The organism is Shewanella sp. A22 (genome assembly GCF_053850585.1).
This window is the reverse complement of record NZ_JBSQBN010000103.1, coordinates 1-16,393: the sequence shown is the minus strand read 5'-3', so window position 1 is coordinate 16,393 and position 16,393 is coordinate 1. Positions and strand designations below refer to the sequence as shown.

The window sequence follows — 16,393 nt, the reverse complement described above, 5'->3', positions numbered from 1 at the left end:
AAGGGCTTCAGAGAGTTCCATAAAAAAATCCGATAATAAAGATTATCGGATTTTCGCAGACTGAAAAGATCGGTCAACCGATCTGTTCAGTTTTTATAGCATTACCGCTTAACTGATCGGCATTAAGCATTAGCTCCTTTTTTAATGATGGTATACCCTTAAACAAGCTTAGCCATTGATTTTATATCGACCATGCCGTCTTACTTTTAAATCAGCCAAACGTTTGTGTGTACTAAACAATGGGTAAGTAAACGGTCCTAATATGCAACCTATACATCCCCACCGCCTTACTGCTAATCCATGTCTATAAGCAGCAAAAGCAGATATTAACCCACTCGCTATACTCGATAAAACGAGCATAAATAACCAACTTAACGGCATTATTACTAAACCTCAATTACTAGATTAATCAAATCACTACGGTAACAATACCACTATAGTTAGGTGCATAAACCATGATGTTAACGCGGCATCGTTAGTGCTATCAGCCAAAATCACCTAACTTAAATGATACTTTTTATAATAAGCAGTCAGCTTCGCCGTTCAAAAAACAGGCAGCATTATGCCTTAGTTAATAAAAAAAGCGGCAACTTATTGCCGCTTTTTTATACAATGACAGCCAAGCAGTCAACTGCGAGCTACGACGTTTTTACTTTTTATAAAATAAGCTGCCATCGCTAGCCATATTGACTAACGTATCACACGGTGCAAAACGATCACCGTAAAGTGATTGGTAACGATTCAGCGTGGTCACTAAATTGGCAACACCTAATGTGTCAATATAACGGAATGGCCCCCCCAAGAAAGGCGGAAAGCCGATGCCAAATATCGCCCCAATATCACCGTCCCTTGCAGAAGCAATAATACCTTCTTCCAGACAACGCACAGCTTCATTTAACATTTGAATGGTACAGCGCTCAGCCACTTCTTTCGTTTCTTTATCTGAGGCGATGACAATATCAAGCACTTTATAGACTGACTCATCAACTAATTTGGCCTTTTTGGCTTTTGCACCATATTGATAGAAACCTTTACCATTTTTACGACCTTTACGGTCATCGGCTAATAACTTGTCAAACGCAGCGGGAGCTTTAAAACGGTCACCCAGTTCTTTTTCTAAAATAGGTGAAATTTTAGCACCTACGTCAATACCCACTTCATCGAGTAAAGTCATTGGGCCAACAGGGAAACCAAACCTTACTAATGCACGATCTAAATGTTCAACTCGTTGACCTTCAAGTAATAATTGCGCAGCTTCATTCATGTACAAAGCTAAAATACGGTTCACATAAAACCCTGCACCGTCTTGTACAACAATAGGCGTTTTTCCTTGCTTACGGGCAAAAGCTACAGTGGTCGCAATCGTCTCTGGTGATGTCGTTTTATGGGCAATAACTTCTACCAACGGCATTTTTTCTACAGGAGAGAAGTAATGTAAACCAATCACATTTTCAGGACGGCTTGCGGCTGCAGCAATTTGACCAATTGGCAGAGATGAAGTATTTGACGCAAAAATGGTGTTTTCACCACACTCACGCTCAACGTCTTTTACCATTTGGTGTTTCAATGCTAAATCTTCAAATACGGCCTCAACAACAATATCTGCATCCTTAATTCCATTATATTCGGTGGTGGTTGTCATTAACGACATTATATTGTCGCGAACTGCAGTCGTCATATGACGACGCTTAACCCCCTTGTCTAATAGCTTATAAGCATAAGCTAAGGCATTACTCAAACCTTGTTCAGATATATCTTTCACACGAACAGGTATCTTAGCCTTAGTGGTTGTCACAGACGCAATGCCGCCCCCCATCAAACCGCCACCTAGCACCATGACTTTTTTGATTTCACGAGGTTCAGCGCCTTCTGCACCGGTCTCTTTTTTCATTTCAGTCGTGGCAAAGAACAAGCTTCTTAATGCAGCAGATTCTTTAGACATCACCAAATTGGCAAAATGGGTGGCTTCAACCTCTAAGCCTTTCACCATGCCTTTATTCATGCCTTGACGCACACAATCGATAATCTTAGCTGGAGCAGGATAATTACCTTGAGTTTTCTTTTGAACTTGCTTACGAGCTTGGTCGAAAACGATGTCTCGGGTAAATGACGTTGATTCTAATAATTGATTAATTTTAGATTTTGCTACTGGTTTAGCCGCTTTCTTGCCTTTCTTTGCTAACTCAATCGCAGTTTCAAGCAAAATAGAGTTAGGTACAACATCATTCACCAGGCCCATTTTTAACGCTTGTTTAGGGCGAATTTGTTTACCCGTTAGCATCATATCAAGAGCGGTAGTAATACCAACCAAACGGGGTAAACGTTGAGTACCGCCTGTACCAGGTAACAGGCCCAATTGTACTTCAGGTAAACCTAGCATGGTTTTTTTATCATCACTGCATATACGTAAATGGCATGCAAGGGCTAACTCTAAACCACCGCCTAAACAAGCACCATTGATTGCCGCAACTACAGGAATGGATAATCCTTCCAGCTCAGAAAATAATACATGTCCTTGTTGTGACAATGCCTTCGCATCGGCTTCACTCTTACACGCCGCAAGCATGCTAATGTCAGCTCCCGCCACAAACGAATCAGCCTTACCAGAAATAACCACCAAACCGGTAATACTTGGGTCAGCTTTTACTTCAGCTAAAATCTCTGTGATTTCAGGGCCAAATTCTGCTCTTAGTGTGTTCATGGTTTCACCAGGAACATCCATGGTTAAAATCGCGATACCATCATCACGACGAGCTAAATTAAATGTTTTTTCCATGCTCATTACTCCACCTCTAAAATCATTGCTACGCCTAAACCACCCGCTGCACAAGCCGTTGCTAAACCAGTACCACCACCGCGTCGTTTAAGCTCACGGCATACTTGGGTTATCAAACGTGTACCAGTAGCCGCAAACGGATGACCATAAGCTAATGAGCCACCTAGTACATTAAACTTACTCATGTCGATTTCACCAATTGCACGGTTACGACCTAATTTTTCTTCTGCAAACTTTTTAGAACCAAACATCTGCATATTCGCTAATGTTTGTGCAGCAAATGCTTCGTGCATTTCTATCAGCGTTAAATCTTCTAATTCCATACCAGCACGTTTTAATGCTAATGGTGTGGCATACGAAGGCCCCATCAACATATCCTGCCAAACATCAATGGCAGTAAATGCATAACTTTTTATGTAACCCATAGGCTTATAACCTAAAGCCTTGGCTCGTCCTTCGCTCATTAAAATAACTGCAGAGGCACCATCAGTTAACGGGGTGCTATTGGCCGCAGTTACAGTGCCATGCTTGCGGTCAAACGCTGGACGCAATTTAGCGTAAGACTCTAATACAGAGTTCTCACGAATATTATTATCGCGATCAATAAAATGTTTATACGGAGGAACATGAGCTGTCATGACTTCATCATGAAGGTAGCCAGCATTCCAAGTTTCTGTTGCTAAAGTATGTGAACGGTGCGCTAATGCATCTTGATCTGCACGGCTAATATTGTATGTCTTAGCCATTTGTTCGGCGGTTTGTCCCATAGACAAACCCGTTGAATACTCAGCAACCGCTGGCGGTACAGGTAAAAGATCTTTCAAACCTAAACGACGAGCAATAGCGAATTTTTGCTTAAACGTCCGTGCTTTATTCAAATCAACTAAGGCATGAGCAAGCTTTCTCGATACTCCAATCGGTAACACTGAAGAAGAATCTGCACCACCCGCTAAGCCAACCTCAATATTGCCAGTCATAATTGACTCAGCCACATTAACAGTAGACTGAAAGCTAGTAGCACATGCTCGTGTAACAGAATAAGCATCTGTTGTAACCTTCATCCCGGTTCCGAGCACAATTTCACGAGCAATATTGGGTGCAGCCGTCATTTGCACAACTTTACCAAATACAAGTTGTTCAATTAATTGAGGGTCAATTTCAGAACGAGACAACAACTCATTTACCACCATTTTGCCCATATCCAGCGCAGATACGCCATGAAAAGCGGTTGCTTGTTTCGCAAATGGCGTTCTTAAGCCGGCAACAATCGCAATGCGCTCACCCCGGGAATTTGTTACCTGTTGTCTATCACTCATATGCCACCCTCTATTATTGTTAGCTTATCTCGGCTTAACCGGTAAGTTTCTATGTTATTAGATAATCTGGTCAGACCATCAAAGTGTGATCTGATTCTAACTTTTTATTGCATAGTTTTAAACAGGCGTTTACAACTATCTCTATAGTAAAGCGTTAAATTGTGTTAATCCTACTAGCCAAAAACCAATAGAATTCATAACATAGGGCCTAATAACCCCTATACAACTAAATACATTGAGTACCGCTATGCCGTTAAGTCGTTTCCACTCACTACGAGCCTATTTAGATACTGTTGTCTTAGGTCAACCCGTATTAACTGAGAACTTGCTGATAGCACTTATCGCAAACGGACATTTATTAGTTGAAGGTCCACCAGGTTTAGCCAAAACCCGTGCTGTAAAGGCGCTATGTGATGGCGTAGAGGGTGAGTTTCATCGTATTCAGTTTACACCTGATTTACTGCCTGCAGATTTAACAGGTACTGATATTTATCGCCAACAAACGGGTACATTCGAATTTGAGGCTGGGCCAATTTTCCATAATTTAATCCTAGCGGATGAAATTAACCGTGCTCCAGCGAAAGTACAGTCAGCGTTATTAGAAGCAATGGCAGAAGGTCAAGTTACCGTAGGTAAAAATAGCTATCCTCTACCGCCACTTTTTTTAGTGATGGCAACACAAAACCCACTCGAAAATGAAGGCACTTATCCGCTGCCAGAGGCGCAATTAGATCGTTTTTTAATGCATTTAAACCTTGATTACCCAAGTGCCGAAACTGAATGTGAAATATTACGCCAATCACGTAATGAAGCAAAAACTCATCAATTGCCCACAATTGAGCCCGTAGCCCAAGCCGATGTGTTCGCTGCACGAGACCAAGCTTTAGAAATTTATTTAGCAGAACCGTTAGAAAAATATATCGTTGAAATCATAATGGCAACGCGCCAACCGGCCAGATACAGTGCAGATTTAGCAAAATGGCTTGAATATGGTGTAAGTCCTCGCGCAACGATCTCATTAGAGCGCTGTGCAAGAGCACGAGCTTGGTTATATGAGCGTGATTTTGTGTCTCCTGAAGATATACAAGCAGTTGCACCAAATGTATTACGTCACCGTTTACTGCTCAGTTATCAAGCACAAGCTGAAGGTGTTACGGCAGATCAGGTGATTAGTCACATCCTTAATCAAGTTGCCGTACCGTAAATAGACTGCACGTGCACTTAATATTAAGTATGAATAGATTATGATAAACCAAACTAATTCATTACCACTCTACAGCGATGGGGTGAGCTTAAATGAGCAAGAGTTAATTGCTTGTCAAAGTTTATCCCGTGCGATCCCTGATCGCCAATCACGAGCAAAAGCCACTTTGTCAGGCCACAGAAGTAGTCAAATAAAGGGCCGTGGAATGGAGTTTGCAGAAGTTCGCCATTACCAAAATGGTGATGATGTGCGCACAATTGACTGGCGTGTCACCGCACGAACAGGGGTTGCGCATACCAAGCTGTTTGTCGAAGAACGCGAACGCCCTATCCTGCTATTAATCGACTTAAGCCACAGTTTATATTTTGGCTCACAACTATTATTACAATCGGTACAAGCTGCCCATTTAGCAACAACATTAGGTTGGAGTGCCATCAATCACGGTGATAGACTCGGGGCACTAATTGCCAGTGAAGATACTCACTTAGAGCTCAAACCACGCAGCCGTCGCCAAGGCATTTTACAGTTAACCTCTGGGTTGATTAGTATCCATCAACTGCAATTAAGACAAATAAATCAATTGTCACCAGCTCCAGACCATATGCTTAAAGCCTGCCAACGCTTACAACGTATTGCTAAACCTGGGTCACTGATTTGGATTATTACCGATGGACAACATATTACTCAACAATGCTTAGCCCCTTTAACTGAATTGTCCCGTCACTGTGAAATCGGGGCGTTTGTGATCACCGATCCATTAAGACAAGGAACACTGGCATTGCCCAAACAATTTTCCTTACCCGTTCGTGATGGCCAACACCAATTGACTCTAACACGCCAAAGCTATGACGCTTGGTTAACTAATCAACACGCACAACAGCAACAGTTTTTTGCCTTAATGAGTTTAATTAAAGTGCAGCCAAGATTAATTAATGCAGCCAAACCACTCAGTGCACAATTGGATATTTTACGTTAAATGACCACTTCGAATTTACCATCGCAGCCTATGCCTATTGATGCCAGCACTTCAGCATTAGAGCAATTGCAAGATATTCAATTACCCGAACCAATAAGCGCAATCCCCATAGCACCAGGGTATTGGATAATCGCAACAATATTAATTATCTTGGCAATCTGGTTAAGTAGACGTTTGTATAAGCAACGCCAATATCATGCTCCGCGTAAGGCAGCCCTGACGTTGTTAGAGAGCTACAACATTGATGATGATACCTTTGCCGCACAGGTTAATAGCCTACTCAAGCGTACCGCACTCACCTATTTACCTCGCGAAAACCTAGCCAAACTCAATGGTCAACCTTGGTTTGATTGGTTAGATACTCGTTTGCCAGCAAAACAACAGCATACAATTGGTAACTTGTTAGTTAAGCGTCATCAAGCCAGCGGATTAACTTTCACCGAAAAAGCCCATTTGCACTCTTTAGCAAAAGCTTGGTTAACCAATAAGCGTCCCTTTAGCGACGCAACATTAACACCAAACAATCGACAACAGGAGGCCAAATGTTAACGCTATATTGGCCATGGTTATTAGTGTTACTCCCACTCCCGTTGTTAATAAAGCGCGTCAACATGAACAGTGCAGGCGGCTATTTACAACTACCAGGTATCGCGACTACCGTCATGACAACAAGCACTGTCAGCCATAAAAATAGCCGTAAACGTTACTGGTTGATGTGGCTCTTTTTGTTGTTAGCAATCGCTCGCCCCCAATGGCTTGGCGATCCTATTGAATTGCCAGCTAAAGGCCGAGATTTAATGATTGCGGTCGATTTATCGGGCAGTATGCAGATTGAAGACATGGTAATAAATGGACAAACAGTAAACCGCTTTACCTTGATACAGCATGTGCTCAATGAATTTATTCAACGTCGCAAAGGTGACAGGCTCGGACTTATTTTATTTGCAGACCATGCTTACTTACAAGCCCCACTCACCTTAGACCGTCGCTCAGTAGCGACCTTTTTAGATGATGCGCAAATAGGATTAGTGGGCAAACAAACGGCTATCGGTGAAGCGATTGCACTTGCAGTTAAACGTTTTGATAAAGTTGATGAGAGTAACCGAGTGCTCATTTTACTCACAGACGGTTCTAATAATGCAGGTAACATTGAACCAGAGGTTGCCGCCCAAATTGCCGCTAAACGAAATATCACGATTTACACTATCGGTGTTGGCGCCGATGTATTAGAACGCCGAACCATTTTTGGTAAAGAACGTGTTAATCCATCAATGGACTTAGATGAAAGCCAACTGAAAAAGTTAGCCAGCATGACGAAAGGGCAATATTTTAGGGCTCGAAACACTGAAGAGTTAGCAAGTATTTATCAAGAAATAGATAAACTTGAACCCGTCAGTCGTGATCAACTCAGTTATCGCCCTAAAAGCGAACTATTTTATTGGCCTTTGTTCATGTCATTATTGATCAGCTTTTTAATTAGCCTTCAACAACAATGGCCTTCACAACGATTACCGAAAACAAGCACAGCAAGGGAGGCGAACCAATAATGGTGCACTTTATTCGCCCAGAATGGTTATTGGGACTGATACCAGTATTGATATTAAGCGCATTATTTTGGCGTAAACATAGCCAGCAATCTGCTTGGAAGCAATATATCGCCCCACATTTAAGCCAATTACTGATAACCCAAGCCGTTGAAAAAAAATATAAACCTAAATGGATATTAATTGCGTGTTGGACTATCGCAGTATTAGCACTTTCTGGCCCAGCATTACATAAACAAAACCTGCCTGTATTTGCTACAGAACAAGGTCGAGTACTGGTTATGGACATGTCGCAGTCCATGTATGCCACTGATTTGACCCCAAATAGATTGTCTTACGCTAAATTTAGAGCAACCGATTTACTGAATGAATTGAAAGAAGGTGAAACTGGACTAATTGCCTACGCAGGTGACGCATATACCATCAGTCCGCTCACACGCGACAGTGGTACTATTTTAAATTTGCTGCCGACATTGTCCCCCGATATTATGCCAACTAAAGGATCTAACTTAGCAACGGCATTGTTGCTTGCAGAAAAGCTACTGGCTCAAGGTGGCCATGTTACTGGTGACATTATAGTTCTGACCGATGGCATTTCTGCACAACAGTTTAATCAAGCTACAAGTGCTCTTAACGATCGTTATCGTTTATCTATTATGGCGTTTGGCAGCAAACAAGGTGCCCCCATCCGTTTGGCTGATGGTCAATTATTGCGCGACAACAGTAATGAAGTCGTTGTTGCTAAAACAGATTACAATTTATTACAAAAATTGGTGCAACAACATCAAGGACTTCTGATCCCAGCACAGACAGATGGCAGCGATATCAAGACATTAACCCACTGGTTAGCGTCAGACGGTAAAGCGGCGGAAACCGAACTCGCTGGTGAAACGTGGCAAGATTTAGGGCCTTTTTTAGCATTGTTGTTAATTATCCCGATGTTAATGAGTTTTAGACAAGGATTATTAGCCATCATGCTTAACCCTGCATTGCTGCTGACGACAGCAATGGCATTTAGTCTGACACTGAGCCAACCGACGCAAGCCTCGGTGTGGCAAGATTTATGGCAAACCAAAGATCAACAGGCACAATCTGCATTCCAACAAGGTGAATTTGCTCAGGCTGCTGACACATTTAAAGACTCGCAATGGCGGGCAGTAGCCTATTATAAAGCTGGCGATTATCAACAAGCATTAACCGAATTTGAACAAGATAACAGTGCCCAAGGTTTATATAACCAAGGCAATGCACTTATGCAACTAAAAGATTACTCCCAAGCCATTGACCGCTATCAAAAAGCCATCGAAGCTCAATCACCGTTTACTAAAGCAGCGCAGAATTTAGCTTTAGCCCAGCAATTGCTCGAACAACAAAAAGAGTCACCTCAACAGCAATCAGATAAATCAGAGCAAGATCCATCTAACTCCAATGACGAAAACTCAACATCAGAAAAATCGTCTTCAGATAAAAACAGTTCTGAACAATCAGAGCCCGACGATTCGCAGTCTGGTGAGCAGGAAAACCAACAAGACCAACAAGACCAACAGCATAATGCTGGAAACCAATCTAACAATAAAAATGATCGTTCATCTGATAATGAACCGCAATCACAAAGTGATCAGCCATCTGACCGCGATGAACAAAAAGATGATAAACAATCCGAATCGTCACAAAACGAAACACAGCAACAAAATAACTCAGAGCAACAATCATCAACCTCTGAAGATAACAACGCTTCACAGCAAGATGATTCAACGCAAGACTCTCCAGCAAGTAACGAATCTAACATGCAGGCCAATGCGGCTGAAAATGCCAAACAACAAGATGAAAGCAATCAAGAAATGAGTGCAGCACCATCGTCCGCCAAAGCAAGTACAGAAGATGTAAAAGAAAATAAACCATCAGAAATGGTCTCCGCATCACAAATTAATCAAGAATCGCTACCGGCGGATATGGAGCGAGCTCTTCGTGCAGTCAATGAAGATCCGCAAGTGCTAATCCGCAATAAAATGCAGCTTGAATATCAAAAACGTCGTCAAAATAGTCAACCACCTAAGGAAAATGAACAGTGGTAATCAGAACTTTTTTTAGCCTCTTGCTATTCATCATTGCAGGCCCCGTATTTGCACTGAGCCAAGTACAAGCTACCATCGACCGAAACCCAGTTGTTGCAGGAGAATATTTCGTACTCGATATCATTGCCGATGATGATCTTAATGCTGGTGCATTAGATACATCAGTATTACTCGATGATTTTATTGTTGGTAGAACCAGCGTTGGCCGCAGCACCAAAATGGTTAATTTTGACACCACAAAAGAAACTCGCTGGCAGGTATTATTGTCACCTAAATCGCTAGGTGATATCACCATACCTGCGTTTAACATCAATGGCGTGAGTTCTCAGCCCATTACATTAAAGGTCATGCCTCAAGGTGCCAAGCCGAGTGAAGCAAAAAATGTCTTTATCAAAATTGACACTAATACCTCTGACGCCTATGTAGGCCAATTAATTACCTATAAAGTTAAGTTATACCTCGCAGTAGAATTGCAACGTGGCGTGCTAAGCGCGCCTGTGATTGAAGGCGCACAAATCAAACAAATAGGTGAAGACAAAGACGGCAGTGAGATTGTAGATGGTAGACGATTTAGAGTCATTGAACGTACCTATGGCATTATTGCCGATCTACCAGGGGAATTAGTTATCAATGGTGCCAGCTTTGCAGGAGATGTACTTGTTGAAGCGCCCAGACGTGGTGGAATGTTTGGTTTTAACGAAAGTAGACCAATGCAAACTGAGGCAGAAAGACAAGTCATCCAAATTAACCCTACACCGCCAAGCTACCAAGGGAAATGGCTAGTCAGCGATATTGCGGTATTGAAAGAAACGTGGCCAGATGATATCAACGAATTCGAAGTGGGCAGTCCCATCACCAGAACTATCAGCTTAATCGCCTCAAATACCGATGACACCAGTTTGCCAGATATAGACATGCCGCTGGCTAAAGGACTTAAAGCTTATCCGGAAAAGCCATTGAGACAAACCTTCGTACGCGATAATCAGGTAGTGTCGCAATACAGCTTAACCACCGCAATCGTTCCCACAAAACCTGGTACTTACACGCTGCCAGAAATTCGCGTTCCTTGGTGGAACCCACATCTTAAACAACAGCAATTTGCCACACTTCCTGAGCGTACTTTTAATGTTGTAGGTAGCACTGTCGCAGCAACAGATATTCCATCAGCAGATCGTTTTACACTTCAACGTTCTGCTGGAGTCTGGCCTTGGATTAGTGGTGTATTGGCACTGCTTTGGGTCATCACACTCATACTCTGGCGACGAGCCATTGCAGCAAGTAATAGTGTTAGCAAGGTATCAACTGAGCAAAATAACATTCCACGAAAAACAGCGACCAGTGGATTAAATACCATCATTCATGCATGTGACCGCAACGACAGCAGTGCAGCAATAAAAGCGGTACAAGATTACTTTTCTGAATGCTTAGGCCAGCCTATGAGCTTAACTCAAATTAGTCAGTTATCAACACAACTGGCACTAGCTCTTAATAAATTACAAGCAGATAAATACGGCAGCAAGCCCCAAGCAATGGACAAAAAATCGCTTATGGATGCCATTTTGGCTTATCAAGCACCCAATCCCGACAAAAAACCACTAATAGCCGAACTCAATCCTTAACAGTAAAAATGTTAAATAGCAGAGCGTTTCTGCTATTTCACTTGCTATTAATCCAGCCTCTTTTTAAGCTGTTACATATTATTAACTCAAAAAAGTTAACAAATGTTTGATTACTTGCGAAAGAAAAAGTCCGAACCTGCGGTCTTATCTGAGATGCTAACAAAACAACGACGATACGATAGCCTTGTCAGGGCGCTTCACACCGACATATTTCGCTACGCCTTTTGGTTATGTGGTGATAAGCATGTTGCAGAAGATATTACACAAGAAACGTTCTTACGAGCGTGGCGTTCTTTGGACTCATTAAATGACGAAAAAGCCGCTAAAGCTTGGCTGATTACCATATTAAGACGGGAAAATGCCAGACGTTTTGAGCGTAAACAATTTGACTACAGCGACGTAGAACAAGATTTACTTGAAGATGTATTATCAACAAGTCATGAAGAAGATACCGAGCAATATTGGTTACGTCGTCAAATAGGTAAGCTCGATATAGAATACCGAGAACCTTTGTTATTGCAACTGATTGGCGGGTTTAGTGGTGAAGAAATAGCCACCATGCTCGAACTCAATCGAAATACGGTTATGACCCGTTTATTTAGAGCCAGAAACCAGTTAAAAGACGCTCTCGAAACACCAGAGGTAAGAGGTCAATCAAATGGATGATCTACAATTTCGTCGCCATGCATACGGTGACCCTAATAATCAGTCCGACGAATTCTTGGCTCACTTAGCCGAAAATGAAGACGATGCACATTTTGTCAAAGACCTAAAAGCATTTGACCATAAACTCACCCAAGCACTCAAAATTAATGTGCCTGATGATTTAGCTGATAAATTAATTTTACGACAGCAATTGAACCAGCATCAAAAGAGTAAAAAAAACACGCGTTATTTGATGGCAATGGCTGCATCCATAGCCTTTGTTGTTGGGATCAGCTTTAGCTTATTGCGCTTTACGCCGATAAACTTAGGGGAAAACTCGCTAGCTCATGTGCGCCATGAAACCAAGGCATTAATAATAGAGCAAGATATTGGTTTTAATGACGTGAATTTTAAATTAGCCAGTTTGGAAGGATTACGTGACTCAAAATTTATTCAACAACCCGGACGTGTTTTTTATACCTCATATTGTGACTTCCAAGGGGTAAAATCATTGCATTTGGTCATGGCCGACGAAAACGGAAACAAAGTCACCTTGTTTATTGTTCCTATCGAAAGTCGTATGGTATTAGAAGAAGCGTTTGCCGACAATCAATATAAAGGTCAGAGCTTTCAAACAGCTGATGCCTATATGGTCTTGGTAGGTGAGCCGACATCCGACCTTGATTTTGTTAAAAAAGAAGTTGAAAACACCTTTATTTAATCTTGATAAATGGTGATTAAAAATCCGCTATTTCATTGAATAGCGGATTTTTTATACTTGAAAAATTCAAAGTGTGAACCAGCTCAAACTTCTGCTAGCATGTCGATTATAAAAATAATTTACAGGAAGCAATATGGATATTCAAACACCAATCATCATCACCTTTATTGGATACCTAGCCTTAATGATGGGGATAGGCTATTGGGCCTACCGCAAAACCGATACCGTTGATGATTACATCCTTGGTGGCAGGAAAATGGGCCCAGCGGTAACCGCGTTAAGTGTTGGCGCATCAGATATGTCAGGCTGGTTATTACTTGGTTTACCTGGAGCCGTATATTTAAGTGGTTTAGGCGAAGCATGGATTGGTTTTGGGTTAGTGTTTGGCGCTTGGCTTAATTGGCTATTTGTCGCTAGACGTCTGCGTATTTATACTCAAATGGCCGATAATGCATTAACATTACCAGACTTTTTTGAAAATCGTTTTAATGATTCACATGGGCTATTAAGGCTCGTTTCGGCATTAACAATACTGATTTTTTTCACCTTCTATACCTCTTCAGGCATGGTAGGCGGCGCAATATTATTTGAAAAAGTATTTGGTCTCGATTACACCCTCGCCTTATTGATCGGCTCATTCATTATTGTTTCTTATACCTTTGTTGGTGGTTTTTTTGCCGTTAGTTGGACTGACTTCTTCCAAGGTTGCTTAATGTTAGTCGCGCTCGTCATTGTGCCTATTTCAATCTTTAGCGAACCCAATACACAAGCTAATTTTGAACACATTGATCCCGCCATGTTGTCGTTTATTAATGACAATACAACGATTATTGGCCTTGTGTCTTTATTGGCATGGGGGTTAGGTTATTTCGGCCAACCACATATTTTATCTCGTTTTATGGCTATCGGCAGCCCAAAAGATTTGGTGCTTTCTCGACGCATCGCCATGAGTTGGATGGTAGTGTCACTATTTGGCGCCTTAGCGACGGGTATTGCCGGCAGCCTTTATTTTGCAACCGAGCCCCTTGAAAACCCAGAAACAGTATTTATCCATTTAGCCCACGCCGCTTTTAATCCTTGGGTAGGTGGCCTACTGATAGCGGCAATTTTATCGGCGATCATGAGTACCATCGATTCACAATTGCTCGTCTGTTCAAGCGTGATAACAGAAGACTTCTATTTAAAGTGGTTACGTCCTCAAGCCAGCAGCAAAGAGTTAATGTTAGTCGGTAGATTAGGTGTTATTGCCATCGCATTAGTGGCGGGAGTTGTCGCTCTCAATCCTGAAAGTAGTGTGTTAGGGCTAGTCAGCTATGCATGGGCTGGGTTTGGCGCAGCATTTGGACCAGTAGTGTTACTATCGCTTTTCTGGCAAGGCTATAGTCGTAATGGGGCTATTTCAACCATTTTGGTAGGCGCAATGACGGTTGTCATATGGAAACAAATGACTGGAGGCATTTTTGAATTATATGAGATTGTACCAGGGTTTATTTTTGCATCACTAGTGGGGATAATCGTAAGCAAAGTATCACCTCCGGCACAAAAAACGGTAGCTGACTTTACGGCCTTTCGTGACTCACTAAAATCATAATACCCCAATATCATTCATGATAACTCAGCCCCTGAAACACAGAGGTTGAGTTATTAATACCATGATAATAATAACCCAACAAAGCCATCCACAAGAAGTATTGTCAGTAGCATTTAGTCAACAAAAGTTTGCTCACTGTAAAATCAGTCAGTATGAATAAACTTTAATTTCCCCCCTTTTTAAACAATCATCCAGATAATATGGTGAAAAACTTACATATACTACTATGCTATCAAACACCTACCTCTCCCATAAACATTGAATTAACCTAATGTTAACAATAACTCACATCTGGTCGGAGTTGTTACATTAACCACTCTTACCTAAGATGCCCTAAATTTTAGCCGTTAACTCATTGAAGTAAAAAACTTTACAAAAACGGTAATAATAAATGGGAAACAATAATGAACAAGCTCAACAAGACCCTCATTGCAGCAGCAGTTGGCTTAATTAGCGCGCAAACTTCTGCGGCTGGTTTTCAGCTAAATAGCCAATCGGCAACTGGAATTGGCCGTGCAATGTCTGGTGATGCGGTAATAGCAGACAATGCTTCGGTTTTATCTCGCAACCCTGCAGCAATGGCTCTTTTTGATGAAACATCGCTATCTTTGGGTGTCGTTTATGCTGATATTGATGTAGCGGTATCAGATGCACAAGGCAATTATGGTGGGCAAGATGTGGCTTTAGGCAGTGAACATGATGCTGCTGAAGCTAAACTCATCCCTAATTTTTACTACATCAATCCAATTAACGACAAAATAGCCTTCGGTGTTGCTGCATTCAGTAACTACGGTACAGGCACTGACTTAAGCACGTTGGCAGACAGAACGCCAACCATAGGTGACAATGTCACTCCTCTGCCCGCGCCAGTCGATTTATTGGGTAACACAGAAGTTGTTACCATTAACTTCAATACCAGTATGTCTTATCGGGTTAACGATGAATTCAGCTTCGGCTTTGGTATTGATGCCATTTATGGCAGCGGAACCCTTACACGTGTTAACGAACAATTTGGTCACTTGGTTGATGTTGATGCCGATGGCTGGGCATTAGGTGGGATCGTTGGTGTGGTTTATGAAGCCAATCCAAATAACCGCTTTGGGTTAAGCTATCGTATCAGCCCAAAACTAACCGCTAAAGGTGACGTTAATTACCTTTACGCCGAATATAATGAAATTGATATACCAATCGCTGATATTGCTCAACTTGCTGGTTTTCACCAATTAACAGACAATTTTGCCGTGCATTACACTGCACAATGGACTAACTGGAGTGCATTCGACAAAATCGTCGTTAAAGACGGTGCAAACGGCGTTGAACAGGCCGACTTAAAGGAATACCACTGGAAAGATTCATGGTTTTTAAGTTTAGGTGCTACATATAATCTTTCTCAAAACTGGACTTTACGTGCCGGTGTAGCAACAGACGATGGCGTCGTTGACCAGCATTCATCATTATCTATTCCAGATTCAGATCGTACATGGTACACCGCTGGGGTAAGCTATGATTTAAATCAAAAATCTAGTATTGATTTTGGTATTGCCTTTGTGCGCGGGGAAGACGTAACGGTATTAGAAGATAGTAAACTTATAGCTCAAGTACCTGGTTACAATAGTGAAATATCAGCACATACTCGTTCAAATGCAGTGTACTACTCAGTGCAATATAACTACAGCTTTTAACTTTTAGTGTTTTATATCTATTAATCGCTGATAAAAACAATCATACAATGTACAACCAAGCCGCCTTTTAGATTAATTGGCGGTTTTTTTATGCTTACTGATTTGACTAATAAGTGCAATTATACCAATCCCATTAAATATCTGGTCAGTTCAGAGTCTCTCAGGTTTTTCAATTCAAGGCACATTGATGTAGAAATGGTTGTTCCCTTTTAAATCGATGTAACACAGAAGTGGAATACCTGAG

12 protein-coding genes are annotated in these 16,393 nt (G+C 41.7%); 10 read left to right on the top strand and 2 right to left on the bottom strand.

The annotated features are described in order from the left end of the window. Positions 1-649 precede the first annotated feature (649 nt). Both fadJ and fadI read right to left on the bottom strand, forming a co-directional pair. Positions 650-2,776 (bottom strand): fatty acid oxidation complex subunit alpha FadJ, encoded by a 2,127-nt coding sequence (gene fadJ / locus ACWXWT_RS15965; protein WP_456042570.1) that lies wholly within the window; start codon positions 2,774-2,776, stop codon positions 650-652. A gap of 5 nt (positions 2,777-2,781) precedes the next feature. Further along, positions 2,782-4,092 carry an acetyl-CoA C-acyltransferase FadI gene (gene fadI / locus ACWXWT_RS15960; RefSeq protein ID WP_456042569.1) on the bottom strand — a complete coding sequence of 437 codons (1,311 nt, stop codon included), beginning with the start codon at positions 4,090-4,092 and terminating at the stop codon, positions 2,782-2,784. Between the two features lie 247 nt (positions 4,093-4,339). On the opposite strand from fadI, the gene ACWXWT_RS15955 reads away from it, so the two are divergent. From ACWXWT_RS15955 to ACWXWT_RS15910, 10 genes are all read left to right on the top strand, one after another. Continuing rightward, complete coding sequence (locus ACWXWT_RS15955) at positions 4,340-5,296, top strand: AAA family ATPase (protein ID WP_456042568.1); 957 nt, start codon at positions 4,340-4,342, stop codon at positions 5,294-5,296. 40 nt (positions 5,297-5,336) lie between these two features. Beyond that, positions 5,337-6,272, top strand: coding sequence for a DUF58 domain-containing protein (locus tag ACWXWT_RS15950; protein WP_456042567.1), 936 nt, complete (start codon positions 5,337-5,339; stop codon positions 6,270-6,272). Then, positions 6,273-6,821 (top strand): DUF4381 domain-containing protein, encoded by a 549-nt coding sequence (locus ACWXWT_RS15945; protein WP_456042566.1) that lies wholly within the window; start codon positions 6,273-6,275, stop codon positions 6,819-6,821. Further along, positions 6,815-7,819 (top strand): vWA domain-containing protein, encoded by a 1,005-nt coding sequence (locus tag ACWXWT_RS15940; protein ID WP_456042565.1) that lies wholly within the window; start codon positions 6,815-6,817, stop codon positions 7,817-7,819. Before ACWXWT_RS15945 ends, ACWXWT_RS15940 begins: the two co-directional genes overlap by 7 nt. Next, positions 7,819-9,891 carry a VWA domain-containing protein gene (locus tag ACWXWT_RS15935; RefSeq protein WP_456042564.1) on the top strand — a complete coding sequence of 691 codons (2,073 nt, stop codon included), beginning with the start codon at positions 7,819-7,821 and terminating at the stop codon, positions 9,889-9,891. The genes ACWXWT_RS15940 and ACWXWT_RS15935 overlap by 1 nt, the downstream gene beginning before the upstream one ends. After that, complete coding sequence (locus ACWXWT_RS15930; protein ID WP_456042563.1) at positions 9,885-11,510, top strand: BatD family protein; 1,626 nt, start codon at positions 9,885-9,887, stop codon at positions 11,508-11,510. Before ACWXWT_RS15935 ends, ACWXWT_RS15930 begins: the two co-directional genes overlap by 7 nt. A 102-nt stretch (positions 11,511-11,612) precedes the next feature. Continuing rightward, entirely contained in the window at positions 11,613-12,176 is a 564-nt protein-coding gene (locus ACWXWT_RS15925) for a sigma-70 family RNA polymerase sigma factor (protein WP_456042562.1), read from the top strand. Next, positions 12,169-12,876, top strand: coding sequence for a DUF3379 domain-containing protein (locus tag ACWXWT_RS15920; protein ID WP_456042561.1), 708 nt, complete (start codon positions 12,169-12,171; stop codon positions 12,874-12,876). Before ACWXWT_RS15925 ends, ACWXWT_RS15920 begins: the two co-directional genes overlap by 8 nt. 133 nt (positions 12,877-13,009) lie before the next feature. After that, on the top strand, positions 13,010-14,467 hold the full coding sequence (gene putP, locus ACWXWT_RS15915; RefSeq protein ID WP_456042560.1) for a sodium/proline symporter PutP: 1,458 nt from the start codon (positions 13,010-13,012) through the stop codon (positions 14,465-14,467). Between the two features lie 404 nt (positions 14,468-14,871). After that, positions 14,872-16,149 (top strand): OmpP1/FadL family transporter, encoded by a 1,278-nt coding sequence (locus tag ACWXWT_RS15910; RefSeq protein WP_456042559.1) that lies wholly within the window; start codon positions 14,872-14,874, stop codon positions 16,147-16,149. The last annotated feature ends 244 nt before the right edge of the window (positions 16,150-16,393 follow it).